The sequence below is a fragment of the Pseudomonas sp. 43A genome (genome assembly GCF_013363935.1).
In the GTDB taxonomy this organism is placed as follows: Bacteria; Pseudomonadota; Gammaproteobacteria; order Pseudomonadales; family Pseudomonadaceae; genus Aquipseudomonas; species Aquipseudomonas crudilactis.
This window is the reverse complement of record NZ_CP054880.1, coordinates 3,942,050-3,956,598: the sequence shown is the minus strand read 5'-3', so window position 1 is coordinate 3,956,598 and position 14,549 is coordinate 3,942,050. Positions and strand designations below refer to the sequence as shown.

The window sequence follows — 14,549 nt, the reverse complement described above, 5'->3', positions numbered from 1 at the left end:
ACAAGGGATCATCTGAGGTTTCAGATCATGCGGTGGGTCAGGGCGCGCTCCATGCGGGCGATGCCTTCTTCCAGCAACGAACGCGGGCAGCCGAAGTTCAGGCGCACGAACTGCTGGTGTTGATCGCCGAAGTCCAGACCGGCGCTCAGCCCCACTTTGGCCTGCTCAAGGAAGAACTGCTGCGGATCATCCAGGTCCAGCGCCGAGCAATCCAGCCAGGCCAGATACGTGCCCTGCGGCACATTGATGGTCACGCCTGGCAAACGGCTGCGCACCGCGTCAACCAGCCAGTCACGATTGCCCAGCAGATAGGTTTTTAATTCGGCCAGCCACGGCGCGCCTTCGCTATAGGCCACGCGGGTGGCTTCCATGCCCAGCGGGTTGACGCTGTCGACCATGCCGCAACGGGCGTGGTTGACGCGCTCCCGCAGGGCTGCGTCCTGAATGATCATGAACGAGGTCTTCAGGCCGGCGATGTTGTAGGCCTTGCTCGCCGACATCAGGGTGATGGTGCGCTTGGCAATTTCTGGGCTCAACGAAGCGGTCGGAATGTGTACGCGACCGTCGAAGCACAGCTCGGCGTGGATTTCGTCGGAGATGATCCACGCGTCCTGCGCCGCACAGATATCGGCCACAGCTTGCAGCTCTTCACGGGCAAAAACTTTACCGATCGGGTTGTGCGGATTGCTCAGCAACAGCGCGCCGCCACCGTTCAGCGATTCACGCAACACGTCCAACGGCGTCAGGTAAGTGCCGTCAGTCTGGGCGATGAATTCCAGTTCAACCTTGTTCAAGCCCCAGTGCCCCGGCGCATGACGCAGCGGCGGGTAGTTCGGCACCTGTACCACGACTTTCTGTTGTGGCTGCATCAACGCTTTCAAAGCCATGTTGAAACCAGACTCGACGCCCGGCAGAAAGATCAGCTCCTGCGGTTTGACCTTCCAGGCGTACTTGTTCCAGAGGTCGGCGACGATGGCTTCGCGCAGGCTTTCCTGAGGCACGCTGTAGCCCATCAACGGGTGCAGCAGGCGTTGTTGCAAGGCCTCGATCACCACCGGCGGCGCGGCGAAATCCATATCAGCGACCCACATCGGCAACACATCGGCCGAATAGCGGCTCCACTTGGTGCTGCCGGTGTTGTGGCGGTCGAATACCTGATCAAAATCGAAAGTCATGCGCGGTCTCGTGAGGGCGGGATTGGTCCTGGACGCCATTCTAAGCCTTACGCGATCCATGTGGGAGCGAGCTTGCTCGCGAAGGCGTCGGATCAGCCAGCATCGATGTTGATTGACACACCGCTTTCGCGAGCAAGCTCGCTCCCACAGGGTTTGGTGGTCTTCAATGAAAGAGCCGACAAACGGCCGACGGTCGGTTTTCACACAGAACGTAAGGTCATTGTCTACAGTAAAAAAGTCGGCACAAATTTGCCGCAACCGTGATTGTCCAGATAAAACCCGGCTCAAGTACCGGGTTCCACCTGATCAGGAGTGCACGATGGATCTCAGCCGTCGTCAGTTCTTCAAGGTCGCCGGTATCGGCCTTGCAGGCTCGAGCCTGGGCGCGTTGGGCATGACCCCGACGCCAGCCTTCGCCGAGCAGGTGCGCCACTTCAAGCTTGCCCACACCCATGAAACCCGCAACACCTGTCCGTATTGCTCGGTCGGCTGCGGGTTGATCATGTACAGCCAGGGCGATGGAGCGAAGAACGTAGCGCAAAGCATCATTCACATCGAGGGCGACGCCGACCACCCGGTCAACCGCGGCACCCTCTGCCCGAAAGGCGCAGGCCTGCTCGACTTCATTCACAGCCCCGGCCGTTTGCTCTACCCGCAAACGCGCAAACCGGGCAGCAGCGAATGGACGCGGATCAGTTGGGACGAAGCGCTCGACCGCATCGCCGACCTGATGAAAACCGACCGCGACGCCAACTTCATCGAGAAAAATGCCAACGGGCAGACGGTGAATCGCTGGCTGAGCACCGGGTTCCTCGCCGCGTCGGCAGCGTCCAACGAAGCCGGTTACATCACCCAGAAGGTGATTCGCAGTCTCGGCATGCTGGGGTTCGATAACCAGGCGCGTGTCTGACACGGCCCGACGGTGGCAAGTCTTGCCCCGACGTACGGCCGTGGTGCCATGACCAATACCTGGACCGATATCGCCAACGCGAATCTGATCCTGGTGATGGGTGGCAACGCTGCAGAAGCGCATCCGTGCGGCTTCAAATGGGTGACCGAGGCCAAAGCGCATAACGCTGCGCGGCTGATCGTGGTCGATCCGCGTTTTACCCGGACCGCTTCGGTGGCCGACTATTACGCGCCGATCCGCACCGGCACCGACATCGCCTTCATGGGCGGGCTGATCAATTACCTGCTGACCGAGGACAAGATCCAGCACGAATACGTGCGCAACTACACCGACGTGTCGTTCATCGTCAAAGCCGGCTATGGCTTTGAAGACGGGATTTTCAGCGGCTACGACGTGGCCAAACGCAGCTACACCGATAAATCCGGCTGGGGTTACGAGCTGGGCGAAGACGGTTTCGCCAGGGTCGATCCGACTCTGCAGGATCCGCGCTGCGTCTATCAATTGATGAAGCAGCATTACAGCCGCTACAACATCGACCTCGCCAGCCAGATCTGCGGCATGCCGGTCGACGCCATGCAGAAAATCTGGGAAGAAATCGCCACCTGCTCGACACCGGGCAAGACCATGACGATTCTCTACGCCCTCGGCTGGACGCAGCACTCGATCGGCGCGCAGATCATTCGCAGCGCGGCGATGGTGCAACTGTTGTTGGGCAACGTCGGCATGCCGGGCGGTGGGGTCAACGCCTTGCGCGGGCACTCGAACATTCAGGGCCTGACCGACCTTGGCCTGCTCTCGAATGCACTGCCGGGCTATCTGACCTTGGGCCAGGACAGCGAGCAGGACTACAACGCTTTCATCCATAAACGCACGCAGGTACCGCTGCGCCCGGGCCAACTGTCCTACTGGCAGAACTACAGCAAATTCCACGTCAGCCTGATGAAGTCGTGGTACGGCGCCAACGCCACCGTCGAGAACAATTGGTGCTACGACCATTTGCCGAAACTCGACATTCCCAACTACGACGTTCTGAAGATGTTCGACCTGATGAGCCAGGGCAAGGTCAACGGCTACTTCTGCCAGGGCTTCAACCCGATCGCCGCGCTGCCGGACAAAAACCGCGTGATGGGTGCCCTGGCGAAGTTGAAATGGCTGGTGGTGATGGACCCGCTGGCCACCGAGACCTCGGAGTTCTGGCACAACGTCGGGCCGTATAACGATGTGAAAACCGACGAAATCCAGACCGAAGTCATTCGCCTGCCGACCACCTGTTTTGCCGAAGAGGACGGCTCGCTGGTCAACAGCAGTCGCTGGCTGCAATGGCACTGGAAGGGTGCCGACGGCCCCGGCGAAGCGCAGACCGACATCCGCATCATGAGCGAATTGTTCCTGCGCCTGCGCAAACGCTATCAGGCCGAGGGCGGCAAATTCCCCGATCCGCTGCTGAAACTGACATGGCCGTACAAGATCCCTGACGAGCCTTCGCCAGAGGAATTGGCCAAGGAAATCAATGGCAGCGCCTTGGCGGATTTCACCGATGCCGCTGGCGTTGCGGTCAAGGCTGGCTCGCAATTGGCCGGGTTTGGTTTGCTCAAGGATGATGGCAGCACCGCGTCCGGTTGCTGGATCTTCGCCGGCAGCTGGACCGAGGCCGGCAACCAGATGGCCCGCCGCGACAACAGCGACCCGTTCGGCATGCACCAGCACTTGGGCTGGGCGTGGGCCTGGCCGGCCAACCGGCGGATTCTCTACAACCGCGCTTCGGCGGACGTCGCCGGCAAACCGTGGGACCCGAAAAAACGTCTGGTGTGGTGGAACGGCAAGGCCTGGGGCGGCACCGACGTGCCGGACTACAAGGCTGACGTGCCGCCGGAAGCCGGGATGAACCCGTTCATCATGAACCCCGAAGGCGTTGCGCGGTTCTTCGCCGTCGACAAGATGAACGAAGGCCCGTTCCCCGAGCACTACGAGCCGTTCGAAACGCCGATCGGCATCAACCCACTGCACCCGCAAAACAAAAAAGCCACCAGCAACCCAGCGGCGCGGATCTTCGATTCGGTCTGGGAAACCCTCGGCGAGGCCAAGGACTTCCCGTACGCCGGCACCAGTTACCGGCTCACCGAGCATTTCCACTTCTGGAGCAAGCACTGCAAGTTGAACGCGATTGCCCAGCCTGAGCAGTTCGTGGAAATCGGCGAAGTGCTGGCGAAAGAGAAGGGCATTGCTGCCGGTGATCGCGTACGGGTCAGTTGCAAACGCGGCTTTATCGAAGCGGTGGCGGTGGTGACGAAGAGGATCCGGCCGCTGCAGGTCAACGGCCAGGTCGTGCATCAGATCGGCATCCCGCTGCACTGGGGGTTCACCGGCCTGACGCGCCACGGTTACCTGACCAACACCCTGGTGCCGTTCCTCGGCGATGGCAATACCCAGACCCCGGAATCCAAGTCATTCCTGGTCAACGTGGAGAAACTGTAAATGGCCAGCCAAGACATCATTGCCCGCTCGGCCACCACCACGGTGCCGCCATCGGTGAGGAATCAGGAAGCGGTCGCCAAGCTGATCGACACCACCAAATGCATCGGCTGCAAGGCCTGCCAGGTCGCCTGCTCGGAATGGAACGAGCTGCGCGACGAGGTCGGCCACAACCATGGCACCTACGACAACCCGCAAGACCTGAGCGCGGAAACCTGGACGTTGATGCGTTTCACCGAACACGAAACCGACGCCGGCAACCTTGAGTGGCTGATCCGCAAGGACGGCTGCATGCACTGCGCCGAACCTGGTTGTCTGGCGGCGTGCCCGAGCCCGGGCGCGATCATCAAGCACGCCAACGGCATCGTCGATTTCGATCAGGATCACTGCATCGGTTGCGGCTATTGCATCACCGGTTGCCCGTTCAACATTCCGCGCATTTCGCAAAAGGATCACAAGGCCTACAAGTGCACCTTGTGTTCGGATCGCGTGGCAGTAGGGCTGGAACCGGCCTGTGTGAAAACCTGCCCGACCGGTGCGATCATGTTCGGCACCAAGGAAGACATGAAGGAACACGCTGCCGAACGCATCGTCGACCTGAAAAGCCGTGGCTTTGAAAACGCCGGTCTGTATGACCCGGCAGGCGTCGGCGGCACGCACGTGATGTACGTGCTGCACCACGCCGACACGCCAACCATCTACGCCAACCTGCCGCAGGATCCGGCGATCAGTCCGTTGGTGGGCCTGTGGAAAGGCATCAGCAAACCCTTGGGCCTGCTGGCCATGGGCGCGGCGGTGCTGGCCGGGTTCTTCCATTACGTGCGCATCGGCCCGAACCGGGTTGAAGAGGATGAGCATCCGGCGCCACCCGACACCTCGGTGCACGTCGTCGATCCGGCGGTGCACACCTTCGATCCACGCGGGGAGGAGCGGCCATGAGCAACAAGACGATCCTGCGTTACACCGCCAACCAGCGCACCAATCACTGGCTGGTGGCGATCCTGTTTTTCATGGCCGGGCTGTCCGGGCTGGCGTTGTTTCATCCGTCGCTGTTCTGGCTGAGCAACCTGTTCGGTGGCGGGCCGTGGACGCGGATTCTGCATCCGTTCATGGGCGTGGCGATGTTTGTGTTGTTCCTCGGCCTGGTGTTGCGTTTCTGGCGTGCGAACTTCTTTATCGACAACGACTGGAAATGGATGCGCCGCATCGATCGGGTGCTGGTCAACGATGAAGAAAGCGTGCCGCCGGTAGGCAAGTACAACGCCGGGCAGAAGCTGCTGTTCTGGACTTTACTGCTGTGCATGCTCGGTTTGCTGTTTACCGGGCTGGTGATCTGGCGCGCGTATTTCAGTGCGTACTTCGGCATCAGCGTGATTCGCTGGGCGATGCTGTTGCATGCGCTGGCCGGGTTCATTCTGGTGCTGAGCATCATCATTCACATCTATGCCGGGCTGTGGATCAAGGGCTCGGTCGACGCAATGATGCACGGCTGGGTCAGCCGCGCCTGGGCGAAAAAACACCATGAACTCTGGTATCGCGACATCACCCGCGACGAACGTCAACCGGACGAGCCGGAGCGACCGATCACCAAAAAGGGCTGACTTTTGCCAACCATTCTGGAACCTGGGGAAATCGAAGCGGCGGCGAGTTCGCCGCCGTTTCTGTATCTGCCGCCTTCGAATCTGTTTGCGCTGCGGGCCGCTCGATTAGAGCAACTGGCCGAGGGGCATGCGCTGGCCGAGTATCTGCGGCTGATTGCCGGATTGTGCCGGGTGCAGCAGCAGGTGTTTGACGATCCACCACTGACGGCACCGTTTGATCAGCAACGCATTGAGGCCTGTCAGCAGCATGGTTTGCCGCCGTTCGCGGCTGACACGCTGGTGCGAGAAGAGGGCTGGCAGGCTTATCTCGGCGCTTTGCTGCAGCGTTATGAACCTGCTGAACAACCTGCCGTTATTGACGCGGTTACGACGTTACGCGTCGCCAGTACCGGCCAGTTACGTTCGTGGGCCGTGGCGTTGGTCAGTGGCCAATACTCAATGGTGCCGGCGCAACTGGTGCCGTTTCTTGGCGCGGCGCTGCAAGTGGCGTGGAGTCACTGGCTGCTCAGCGCGCCGGACCTGAAACTCAAACCCGGCGACAGCCTCAGCCAATGCCCGGCGTGCGGTTCGCCGGCCATGGCCGGGGTGATCCGCCATCGCGGCAAGCACAACGGTTTGCGTTATCTGGTCTGCTCGCTGTGTGCCTGCGAATGGCATGTGGTGCGGGTCAAATGCGTGTATTGCGAGTCGAGTAAAGGGCTTGATTATCTGAGCCTTGAGGATGATCGCCACGCGGCGAATCAGGCGCCGCTGAGGGCGGAAGTCTGTCCGGGCTGTAACAGTTATCTGAAACTGGTTTATCTGGAAAACGATGCCGATGCTGAGGCGTTGTCGGCTGATTTGAGCAGTCTGCTGTTGGACATGCGTCTGGCGCAGGACGGCTATCAGCGTCTGGCACCGAATCTGTTACTGGCACCAGGAGACGAATGATCTGAACGTCTACACTCTGGCGCAGTGATCTGTCTCCAGGAGTGGCTGATGTCCCTGCGGTTACCTTCCATTGATGGTGTGTTGCGTCACCCGGCATGTGTGCCTTTGCTTGAGCGTCACGGGCGTGATTCGTTGCTGGCGGGTTTGCGCCAGTTACTCGATGAATTGCGCCCGAGCGTGTTGAACGGGCAATTATCAGCCGTCGAAATCAGCCCCGAAGTGCTCTCCGGCCGCGTCGGTGAACGCCTGGCCCAGCAACAACGCAGCCATGTGCGCCGCGTGTTCAACCTCACCGGCACCGTCCTGCACACCAACCTCGGCCGCGCCTTGTTGCCGGACGAAGCCATCGAAGCGGTGCAAATGGCCGCGCGTTATCCGCTGAATCTGGAATTCGATCTGGCCAGTGGCAAACGCGGTGATCGCGATGACCTGATCGAAGGCCTGATCCGCGAACTGACCGGCGCCGAAGCCGTCACCGTGGTCAACAACAATGCCGCTGCCGTGCTGCTGACGCTCAACAGCCTGGGCGCGCGCAAGGAAGGCATCATTTCCCGTGGCGAGCTGATCGAGATCGGCGGCGCTTTCCGCATCCCCGACATCATGGCCCGCGCCGGCGTGCGTCTGCACGAAGTCGGCACGACCAATCGCACTCACGCCCGCGACTACGAAGCGGCAATCAGCCCTCGTAGTGGTTTGATCATGCGCGTGCATGCAAGCAACTACTGCATCGAGGGTTTTACGGCTCGCGTGCCGACCGCTGAACTCGCCGAGTTGGCCCATCGCCATGGTTTGCCGCTGCTGGAAGATCTGGGCAGCGGCAGTCTGCTCGATCTGACCCGTTGGGGTTTGCCGGCCGAACCGACGGTGCGTCAGGCATTGCTGGATGGCGCGGATATCGTCACTTTCAGCGGCGACAAGTTGCTCGGCGGCCCGCAGGCAGGGTTGATCGTGGGGCGCAAAGAGCTGATCGCGAAGATCAAGAAGAACCCGCTGAAACGCGCATTGCGGGTCGATAAATTGACCTTGGCGGCGCTGGAGGCGGTGCTGGGTTTGTATCGCGATCCGGATCGCCTCGCCGAACGTCTGCCGAGTTTGCGGCTGTTGACCCGCCCGCAGGCTGACATCTTCGCCCAGGCTTTGCGCTTGCAGCCTTTGATGACTGAGGTGTTGGGTGAGCGCTGGCAGGTCAGTGCAGTGGAGGCCTTGGGCATGATCGGCAGCGGCAGCCAACCGGTGGCGCGCCTGCCGAGTGCGGCGCTGTGTTGTCGTCCGCAAGTGTCGAAACGTTTGCGCGGGCGTTGCCTGTTGCATCTGGAAGCGGCGTTGCGCGACTTGCCGATTCCGGTGCTCGGGCGCATTGACGACGATGCGCTGTGGCTGGATCTGCGCCAGCTCGACGATGAACCGTCGTGGTTCGCGCAGTTGCCGCAGTTGCAGGTCGAGCCGTGATCGTCGGCACGGCGGGGCATATCGACCACGGCAAAACGTCGTTGCTGCAAGCCCTGACCGGACAAACCGGCGACCGCCGCCCGCAGGAACGCGAACGCGGGATGACCATCGACCTTGGCTATCTCTATGCCGAACTGGAACCGGGCGCGGGGCTGACCGGGTTTATCGACGTCCCCGGCCACGAGAAATTCACCCACAACATGCTGGCCGGCGCCCAGGGCATTGATCTGGTGTTGCTGGTGGTCGCGGCGGACGACGGCGTGATGCCGCAGACCCGTGAACATCTGGCGATTGTTGAATTGCTCGGCATTCCCCGCGCCTTGGTGGCGATCACCAAATGCGACCGGGTTCAGTCGGGCAGGGTGGAAGAGGTGCAGCGCCAGATTCTCGATCTGCTGGAACCGGGGCCGTTTGCCCAAGCACCGATCTTCACGGTGTCGAGCGTGAGCGGGCAGGGTATCGATGAGTTGCGCCAGGCGTTGCTGCAAACGCAACAAGAAGTGCAGCAACGTAGTCGCGAAGGCGGATTTCGGCTGGCCATTGACCGCGCGTTCAGTGTTGCCGGTGCGGGAATCGTGGTCACCGGGACGGCGTTGTCGGGTGCGGTCGCTGTCGGCGACAAACTCACCCTCGGGCCTTGCGGGAAAACTGTGCGAGTGCGCGGCTTGCACGCGCAGAATCAACCCGCCGAACACGCCTTCGCCGGGCAACGGGTGGCATTGAACCTGAGCGGCGAACGCCTTGAACTGGCGCAGATCCATCGCGGCCATTGGTTGCTGAGCGAGTGGCTGCATGCCCCGACGCAACGGGTCGATATCGAGTTTCAACTGCTGCCCGGCGAACGCACCTTTGAACACTTTCACCCGGTGCATGTGCATCTGGGTACACAGGATGTCATTGCGCGGGTGGCTTTGCTCGAAGGCCCGCGCCTGAGTCCCGGCGAACGGATGTTTGCGCAGTTGCTGATCAACGCGCCGGTGCACGCGGTGAAGGGCGATCGACTGATCCTGCGCGACCAGAGCGCGCAACGCACCTTGGGCGGTGGCCAGGTACTCGATCCGTCCGCCCCGGCACGACAACGCCGCAGCCCCGAACGTCTGGCGCAACTGCGCACCTTGGCTTCTGGCAACGAGTTCGAACAACTCTTGCCCGTGCTACTCGACTACAGCGCCGGCGGCCTCGATCCGCAACGGCTGGAGCGCCAATTCAATCGCCCGCGCTCAACCTGGTCGTTAGCGGAAAACGTCCGCCTGATCGACACCCGCCAAGGCCCGGTACTGTTCAACGTGCAACGCTGGTCGCAACTGAAGTTCACCCTGCTGGAGCAACTCGCGCAGTTTCATGAGCATGAGCCTGATCAGATGGGCCCGGATCGCGATCGCCTGCGCCGCTTCAGTGGTTTGGCGCTGGAGCGTGCGACGTTTGTGAGTTTGCTGGATGAATTGCTGGCGGCCGGCTCAATCCAGGCGAGCGGCCCATGGCTGCACCTGCCGGATCATCAGGTGCGCCTGAATGCCGAGGACGAAAGCCTCTGGCGGCAGCTGCAACCTCTGTTCGAAAACGCCGGATTCGACCCGCCATGGGTGCGCGACGTCGCAAGAATGCTTGGCCAGGACGACGCGGTCGTACGCCTGCTGCTGCGCAAATTGGCGCGGCTCGGTTTGATGCACCAAGTGGTACGCGATCTGTTTTTGAGTGACGCGCAACTGCGCCGAATGGCCGACGTGTTGCTCAAACTGGCCAAGGAAAATCCGCAGATCCAGGTGACAACCTTCCGCGATGCGCTAGGCTTGGGACGCAAACGCTGTATTCAGTACCTCGAATATTTCGACCGCGTCGGCCTGACCCGACGCCTCGGCGAATCGCGCCAGATCCGCTTCGACAACGCGCTGGCCAACGCCGACGCGCAATGAGTTAAAGGAAGGCAATCGCGCCCGGTGGCGCGGCCGGGCTTCAAACCCGGTTGGGGACGGCATCCGTTCCCGGGCAGGTTCGACTCCGGCTGCCTTCCGCCAGTTCTTGTTCAGGACGACCGCGATCCAGTGTGGGAGCGAGCCTGCTCGCGAATGCGGTTTTTCAGTCGACATCTCACTAACTGACCCACCGCCTTCGCGAGCAAGCTCGCTCCCACAAATTCGGCGGTGGAACCGCAGCCGCGTTAGCGACAGAAATCCCCTGTGGGAGCGAGCTTGCTCGCGAAGGCGTCGGCACTGCCAGCGCCTTACTCAGAGTCTGTCGCGAGGCCCGCTACTGCGGCAGCTCCAGATTATCCATCACCCGATTCACCGCCAGTTCGCCGAGCATGATCAGTTGCGCGATCCCCAGCAGCGTCCTGCGCTGCGATGCGGGTATGAGATGAGCGAAGTCATGGGCGATGGTTCTTGCAGAAGCGAGTGTTTCGCTGGCATCGGCTAGCAGTTCCTCGTTTTTGAAGTCGGCGGTCACGGCGTACATCCGGCGTGTTTTACGCGGCGGTGGCGTGGAGCCGGGTGGGCAGAGGTAGTGATCGAGAGCGCGGTCGGCGGCTTCGTGGAGTTTTTTTGAATCGAGGGATTCGTAGGGGGAGGTAGGGTCGGTTTCGGGCGGGTTGGGTGTTGGTTTGATCATGGTGAAGCTCCTTGATTGCTGGAGCCGCCACATTTCGCTGCGAAACGAAAAGAGGTGGCAGCTGTACGCGGGTTCGCAGACCGGGAATCAAGGAACCCGGCATACCCGAAGGTATCCCGCGCACAGCCGCCATGAAGCGTCATTGCCATTAATCTTGATGGCAATGCACTGGAGCGCTGTGCGCCTTGATTGATCCGGGCTGCGAAACCCGATCGCTGATTCGTCAGCGACCGCACCACAATAGAACCCGACCCCAAGGCGCACAAGCCGGCGGATTCTGGCTTGGCTGTAGGCAATGGCGCAAGGATGTGTAGCCTTGAAGGCGTGTCTGGAGGTGTCTTTTAAACACTTGAGTTTAAAAGGCAAAGACTGGGCGGCTGTCTGGGTGAAAACGTGGTCTGTCCATGAAAGAACCTGCCATGGTGAAGCTTCTTGATTGTTGAAGCCGCCACATTTCGCTGCGAAACGAAGAGAGGTCGCAGCTGTACGCAGGTTCGCAGACCGGGAATCAAGGAATCCGGGGCACCCGAAGGTATCCCGCGCACAGCCGCCGTGAAGCATCCCTAATGCCCGTGCGGTATAGCATTTACACATGTCTTAAAGCGGTCGCAAGCACCAGGCAATGAAGCGGTTATTGAGATTCGGCTCACATATTATCCCTCCGGTTCGGTAGGCAAATATGGGCCGAAGGTTACCCGGGCAGCCACCGGCATCACACATCCAATGCACCGTTCCAGTGACATAGGGCCATGAGACGTCTGGCCCGTATACACGTATCATTTCTCCAATGGCAGACGAAACCGGTATTGAACCCGGTACAGAGTTCAGCCAATTAATAGCTTCCTGATAGGTGTAGCCGGGCTGAGCGCTATGCTGTAACTGATAAATATTACTCACGCGCACTGGGTAAGAGACGCTGGAGGCATTTTCATCTTTAACTGAAATTACAGCAGAACCGGTCCTTTGCCCCGTTACTTTGCCATTGCTCGCCACTGATGCCACGTTTGCATTGCTCGATTCATAAGTAAGTTTGCCGATTCCGCCTTTGGCATTCCGGATTTGGGTATTACCGGTGAAGTCCTGTCCTGTCGTCGGCCATCCAGTTTTGACCGCACGCCCATTAAGGGTCATTTCAACGGTATCAATACTGAATTCGTAAACGATGACCAACCAGGGCCCCGACGATTGGCTCGAGCCATATAACGCGACAGCGATAAAAGTGTGTGGCTGCGCGCTTAAGTCGCGAACGGGCAACTCCCAGTAACCTGTCGTCACGTCGGCGGTAGCCGTTCCTACGGGCGACTCCCTGTCGAACACTTGGATTTTTTGCCCTTTTGCCGCTGTGCCAGAAAGAAATACGGTTGTTTCCGTGGTTTGCCCGTTTGGCAGGATCGGTTTATTGCTTGGCAAACCCAGAACAGAGGTGATCTCAGGCTTGATATCCTCCACTGCGTGGACAGTATAAATACGAGTCGGAAGAGCAACTGCCGTCACCTTGTTTTTTATGCCATCCAAATTGACAGCACATTCAACTCGCAACTCTGTCCCGTCCTTGAGATCTTTCAACCAATCAACAGGCGCCAATTCCGACAGTCCATTCGCCGAACCATTGGGCTCTCCGGACTTCACGTCGGTACTGATCGGGTTGCCATTGTTGTCAAAACCCTTGCATGTTAACCAGATCGGTTGCCCCAACTTGAACAACGGCCATTTCACCGCGAGAATCCGCGCTTCTGCCGTGAGGTCTTGAACGTCCAGTTCCTTACCAGTGTTGCCGGCAATGTTCGGTGTCGGCAAGCGCGGATCATCCTCGGCGATCGGTTGAATTGTCAGCACCAGATCCGGGGACTCACCTTCGGGTTTTCCTCCGCGAATCAATTCCCAACGCAATTTGATGGTTGTTCCGCGCCGTTCCACGAGAAATGCGGGATCAAGTTTGAAGTTGGCGCGTTTGTTCTGGTTGAGCGTCAGTAACGGAAAGGGCTTTGCGTCGGGCTTGGGGTCAACTTCCAGCAACCGAGCCTGATCCCCCGACAAGGCCGAGAGGTGTTCGACGCGCACAGTGACACCTTCCTCGTAGGCCAGCACATCAATGGGGATGGTCGCTGGTGCCACCAGTGTTGGTGGCTTCAGATCGACCGGGATTGTTCCCGTCACCGTTGCGGTTGCCGTATTGGAACTACCCACCAGACCCACATCGGGCCTGTGCAATTCATAAGTTACGGTGACGTTACTGCCCGCGAAAACCTTGTCGTTGGCCACTTCAAGGAATAAGGTTTTTTTCGAGCCGAACGGGTCTGCTTCAACTTTGCCGGGAACAGTCACCACTACGTCGGCGGGCTGGCCTGTGTTTTTAGCGGTGTAGGTTGCGAGCACTTCATCGCCCGCCACAAAGCGGTTGTCCGCCGTCAGAATCACCACCAACAACGGATTACCGGCCAGTTTTTCCAGATCGATGATGCTTGCATCATCTCCCGGAAAGTCTTCCAGTCGTTCCAGCAGGATCGGCATCGGCAGGCGCGTGCCATCCAGATCCTCATCCACACTCTGCACCGGCGACCACGGCGCGTCGGTGTCCGGGCCGTTGCCGAGCTGATCGGTGACGGTGTAGGAGAAATGCAGTTTTTTATCCAGACGTTGCGCCTTGTCGAGAAAGGCGCGGGTGACGGTGAAGCAAATGGTGATGGGAGTTTCGTCACCGGGATTGGGCGGTTGCGGCGCCTGATTCGGATTGACCTTGGGCTTGGGCTCCAGCAGTTCGCCGTTGCACTTGAGGGTGATGAGGTCGTACGCCCGGCAATACGGATAGGCCACGCACACTTCGGCGCTGACGAATTCCGGGCCGACGCCGTCCTTGATCACATCGGGCAATAGCAATTTGAGTTCGGAGTGGCCACCGGGGTCGGTCAGACGATCTTTGAAGCCGGGGCGGATGCGGTTATAGAGGATTTCCAGCGATGGGGTGGAAGTGCCTCGATTGGCGCTCCCACGCCTGACGGTGTAGTAAAGCTTGTTGACCTTGTCCGGATGCAGTCGACCCTTGGGGATGCGCAACGTGGTGCGCACGTTCGGATCCTCAATGGTCTTGCTGTCCAGTGCGGTCACTTCATCCTCAAGCCAAAGCTCCATGACATCGCCGGGATCCATGGTGCCCGACGACGGTGGGTCGACGAGGACAACGGCGCCTTCACCGTCAGTGACAAGGTCATAAGCCACCAAGGGCACGCCAATATGTGCGCCTACCACGAGCTTGGTCTGGCCGTTGATCATCGGCGGTCTCAGGACGAGGACGGTGTTGTCCGGTGGGGTTGAGGTGGTCACGGATGAGGCTCCTGCATGGTGGGAACGGGCAGGGGTTATCAGAGCGCTTAATTGGAGATTGCGCACCTGTCAGATCTGACAGGT

General features: G+C 60.0%; 9 protein-coding genes and 1 tRNA gene. 7 read left to right on the top strand and 3 right to left on the bottom strand.

The genetic code is table 11. The annotated features are described in order from the left end of the window. Positions 1 to 20: 20 nt before the first annotated feature. The gene (locus HUW52_RS17315) at positions 21 to 1,175 is read right to left on the bottom strand and encodes a MalY/PatB family protein (protein WP_175554375.1); all 1,155 of its coding nucleotides are present in this window, start codon (positions 1,173 to 1,175) and stop codon (positions 21 to 23) included. Positions 1,176 to 1,494: 319 nt separating this feature from the next. Here HUW52_RS17315 and fdnG point away from each other — a divergent pair, with 319 nt between their 5' ends. The 7 genes from fdnG to HUW52_RS17280 all read left to right on the top strand — a co-directional run bounded on the left by fdnG (position 1,495) and on the right by HUW52_RS17280 (position 10,552). Then, positions 1,495 to 4,560 carry a formate dehydrogenase-N subunit alpha gene (gene fdnG, locus HUW52_RS17310; RefSeq protein WP_175554374.1) on the top strand — a complete coding sequence of 1,022 codons (3,066 nt, stop codon included), beginning with the start codon at positions 1,495 to 1,497 and terminating at the stop codon, positions 4,558 to 4,560. Next, positions 4,561 to 5,496 carry a formate dehydrogenase subunit beta gene (gene fdxH, locus HUW52_RS17305; protein WP_175554373.1) on the top strand — a complete coding sequence of 312 codons (936 nt, stop codon included), beginning with the start codon at positions 4,561 to 4,563 and terminating at the stop codon, positions 5,494 to 5,496. Beyond that, a complete protein-coding gene (locus HUW52_RS17300) occupies positions 5,493 to 6,158 on the top strand; it encodes a formate dehydrogenase subunit gamma (protein ID WP_175554372.1) in 666 nt (221 codons plus the stop codon). Before fdxH ends, HUW52_RS17300 begins: the two co-directional genes overlap by 4 nt. 3 nt (positions 6,159 to 6,161) lie before the next feature. Next, positions 6,162 to 7,088 (top strand): formate dehydrogenase accessory protein FdhE, encoded by a 927-nt coding sequence (gene fdhE, locus HUW52_RS17295; RefSeq protein WP_016984222.1) that lies wholly within the window; start codon positions 6,162 to 6,164, stop codon positions 7,086 to 7,088. A 45-nt stretch (positions 7,089 to 7,133) separates the two neighbouring features. Next, positions 7,134 to 8,537 (top strand): L-seryl-tRNA(Sec) selenium transferase, encoded by a 1,404-nt coding sequence (gene selA, locus HUW52_RS17290; RefSeq protein WP_175555694.1) that lies wholly within the window; start codon positions 7,134 to 7,136, stop codon positions 8,535 to 8,537. After that, positions 8,534 to 10,450, top strand: a complete 1,917-nt coding sequence (selB, locus tag HUW52_RS17285) for a selenocysteine-specific translation elongation factor (protein ID WP_175555693.1) — start codon at positions 8,534 to 8,536, stop codon at positions 10,448 to 10,450. Before selA ends, selB begins: the two co-directional genes overlap by 4 nt. Positions 10,451 to 10,456: 6 nt before the next feature. Further along, positions 10,457 to 10,552 (top strand) — tRNA-Sec (locus tag HUW52_RS17280). 232 nt (positions 10,553 to 10,784) lie between these two features. Here HUW52_RS17280 and HUW52_RS17275 read toward each other — a convergent pair. Together HUW52_RS17275 and HUW52_RS17270 are read right to left on the bottom strand one after the other, a co-directional pair. Next, complete coding sequence (locus HUW52_RS17275) at positions 10,785 to 11,144, bottom strand: DUF6124 family protein (RefSeq protein ID WP_102900463.1); 360 nt, start codon at positions 11,142 to 11,144, stop codon at positions 10,785 to 10,787. Between the two features lie 597 nt (positions 11,145 to 11,741). After that, positions 11,742 to 14,465, bottom strand: a complete 2,724-nt coding sequence (locus HUW52_RS17270; protein WP_175554371.1) for a hypothetical protein — start codon at positions 14,463 to 14,465, stop codon at positions 11,742 to 11,744. Positions 14,466 to 14,549 lie beyond the last annotated feature (84 nt).

Bases quoted from the DNA above. Each gene is read 5' to 3' on its own strand.
- HUW52_RS17315 (WP_175554375.1), bottom strand. From the start codon at position 1,175: ATGACTTTCGATTTTGATCAGGTATTCGACCGCCACAACACCGGCAGC.
- fdxH (WP_175554373.1), top strand. From the start codon at position 4,561: ATGGCCAGCCAAGACATCATTGCCCGCTCGGCCACCACCACGGTGCCG.
- HUW52_RS17300 (WP_175554372.1), top strand. From the start codon at position 5,493: ATGAGCAACAAGACGATCCTGCGTTACACCGCCAACCAGCGCACCAAT.
- HUW52_RS17275 (WP_102900463.1), bottom strand. From the start codon at position 11,144: ATGATCAAACCAACACCCAACCCGCCCGAAACCGACCCTACCTCCCCC.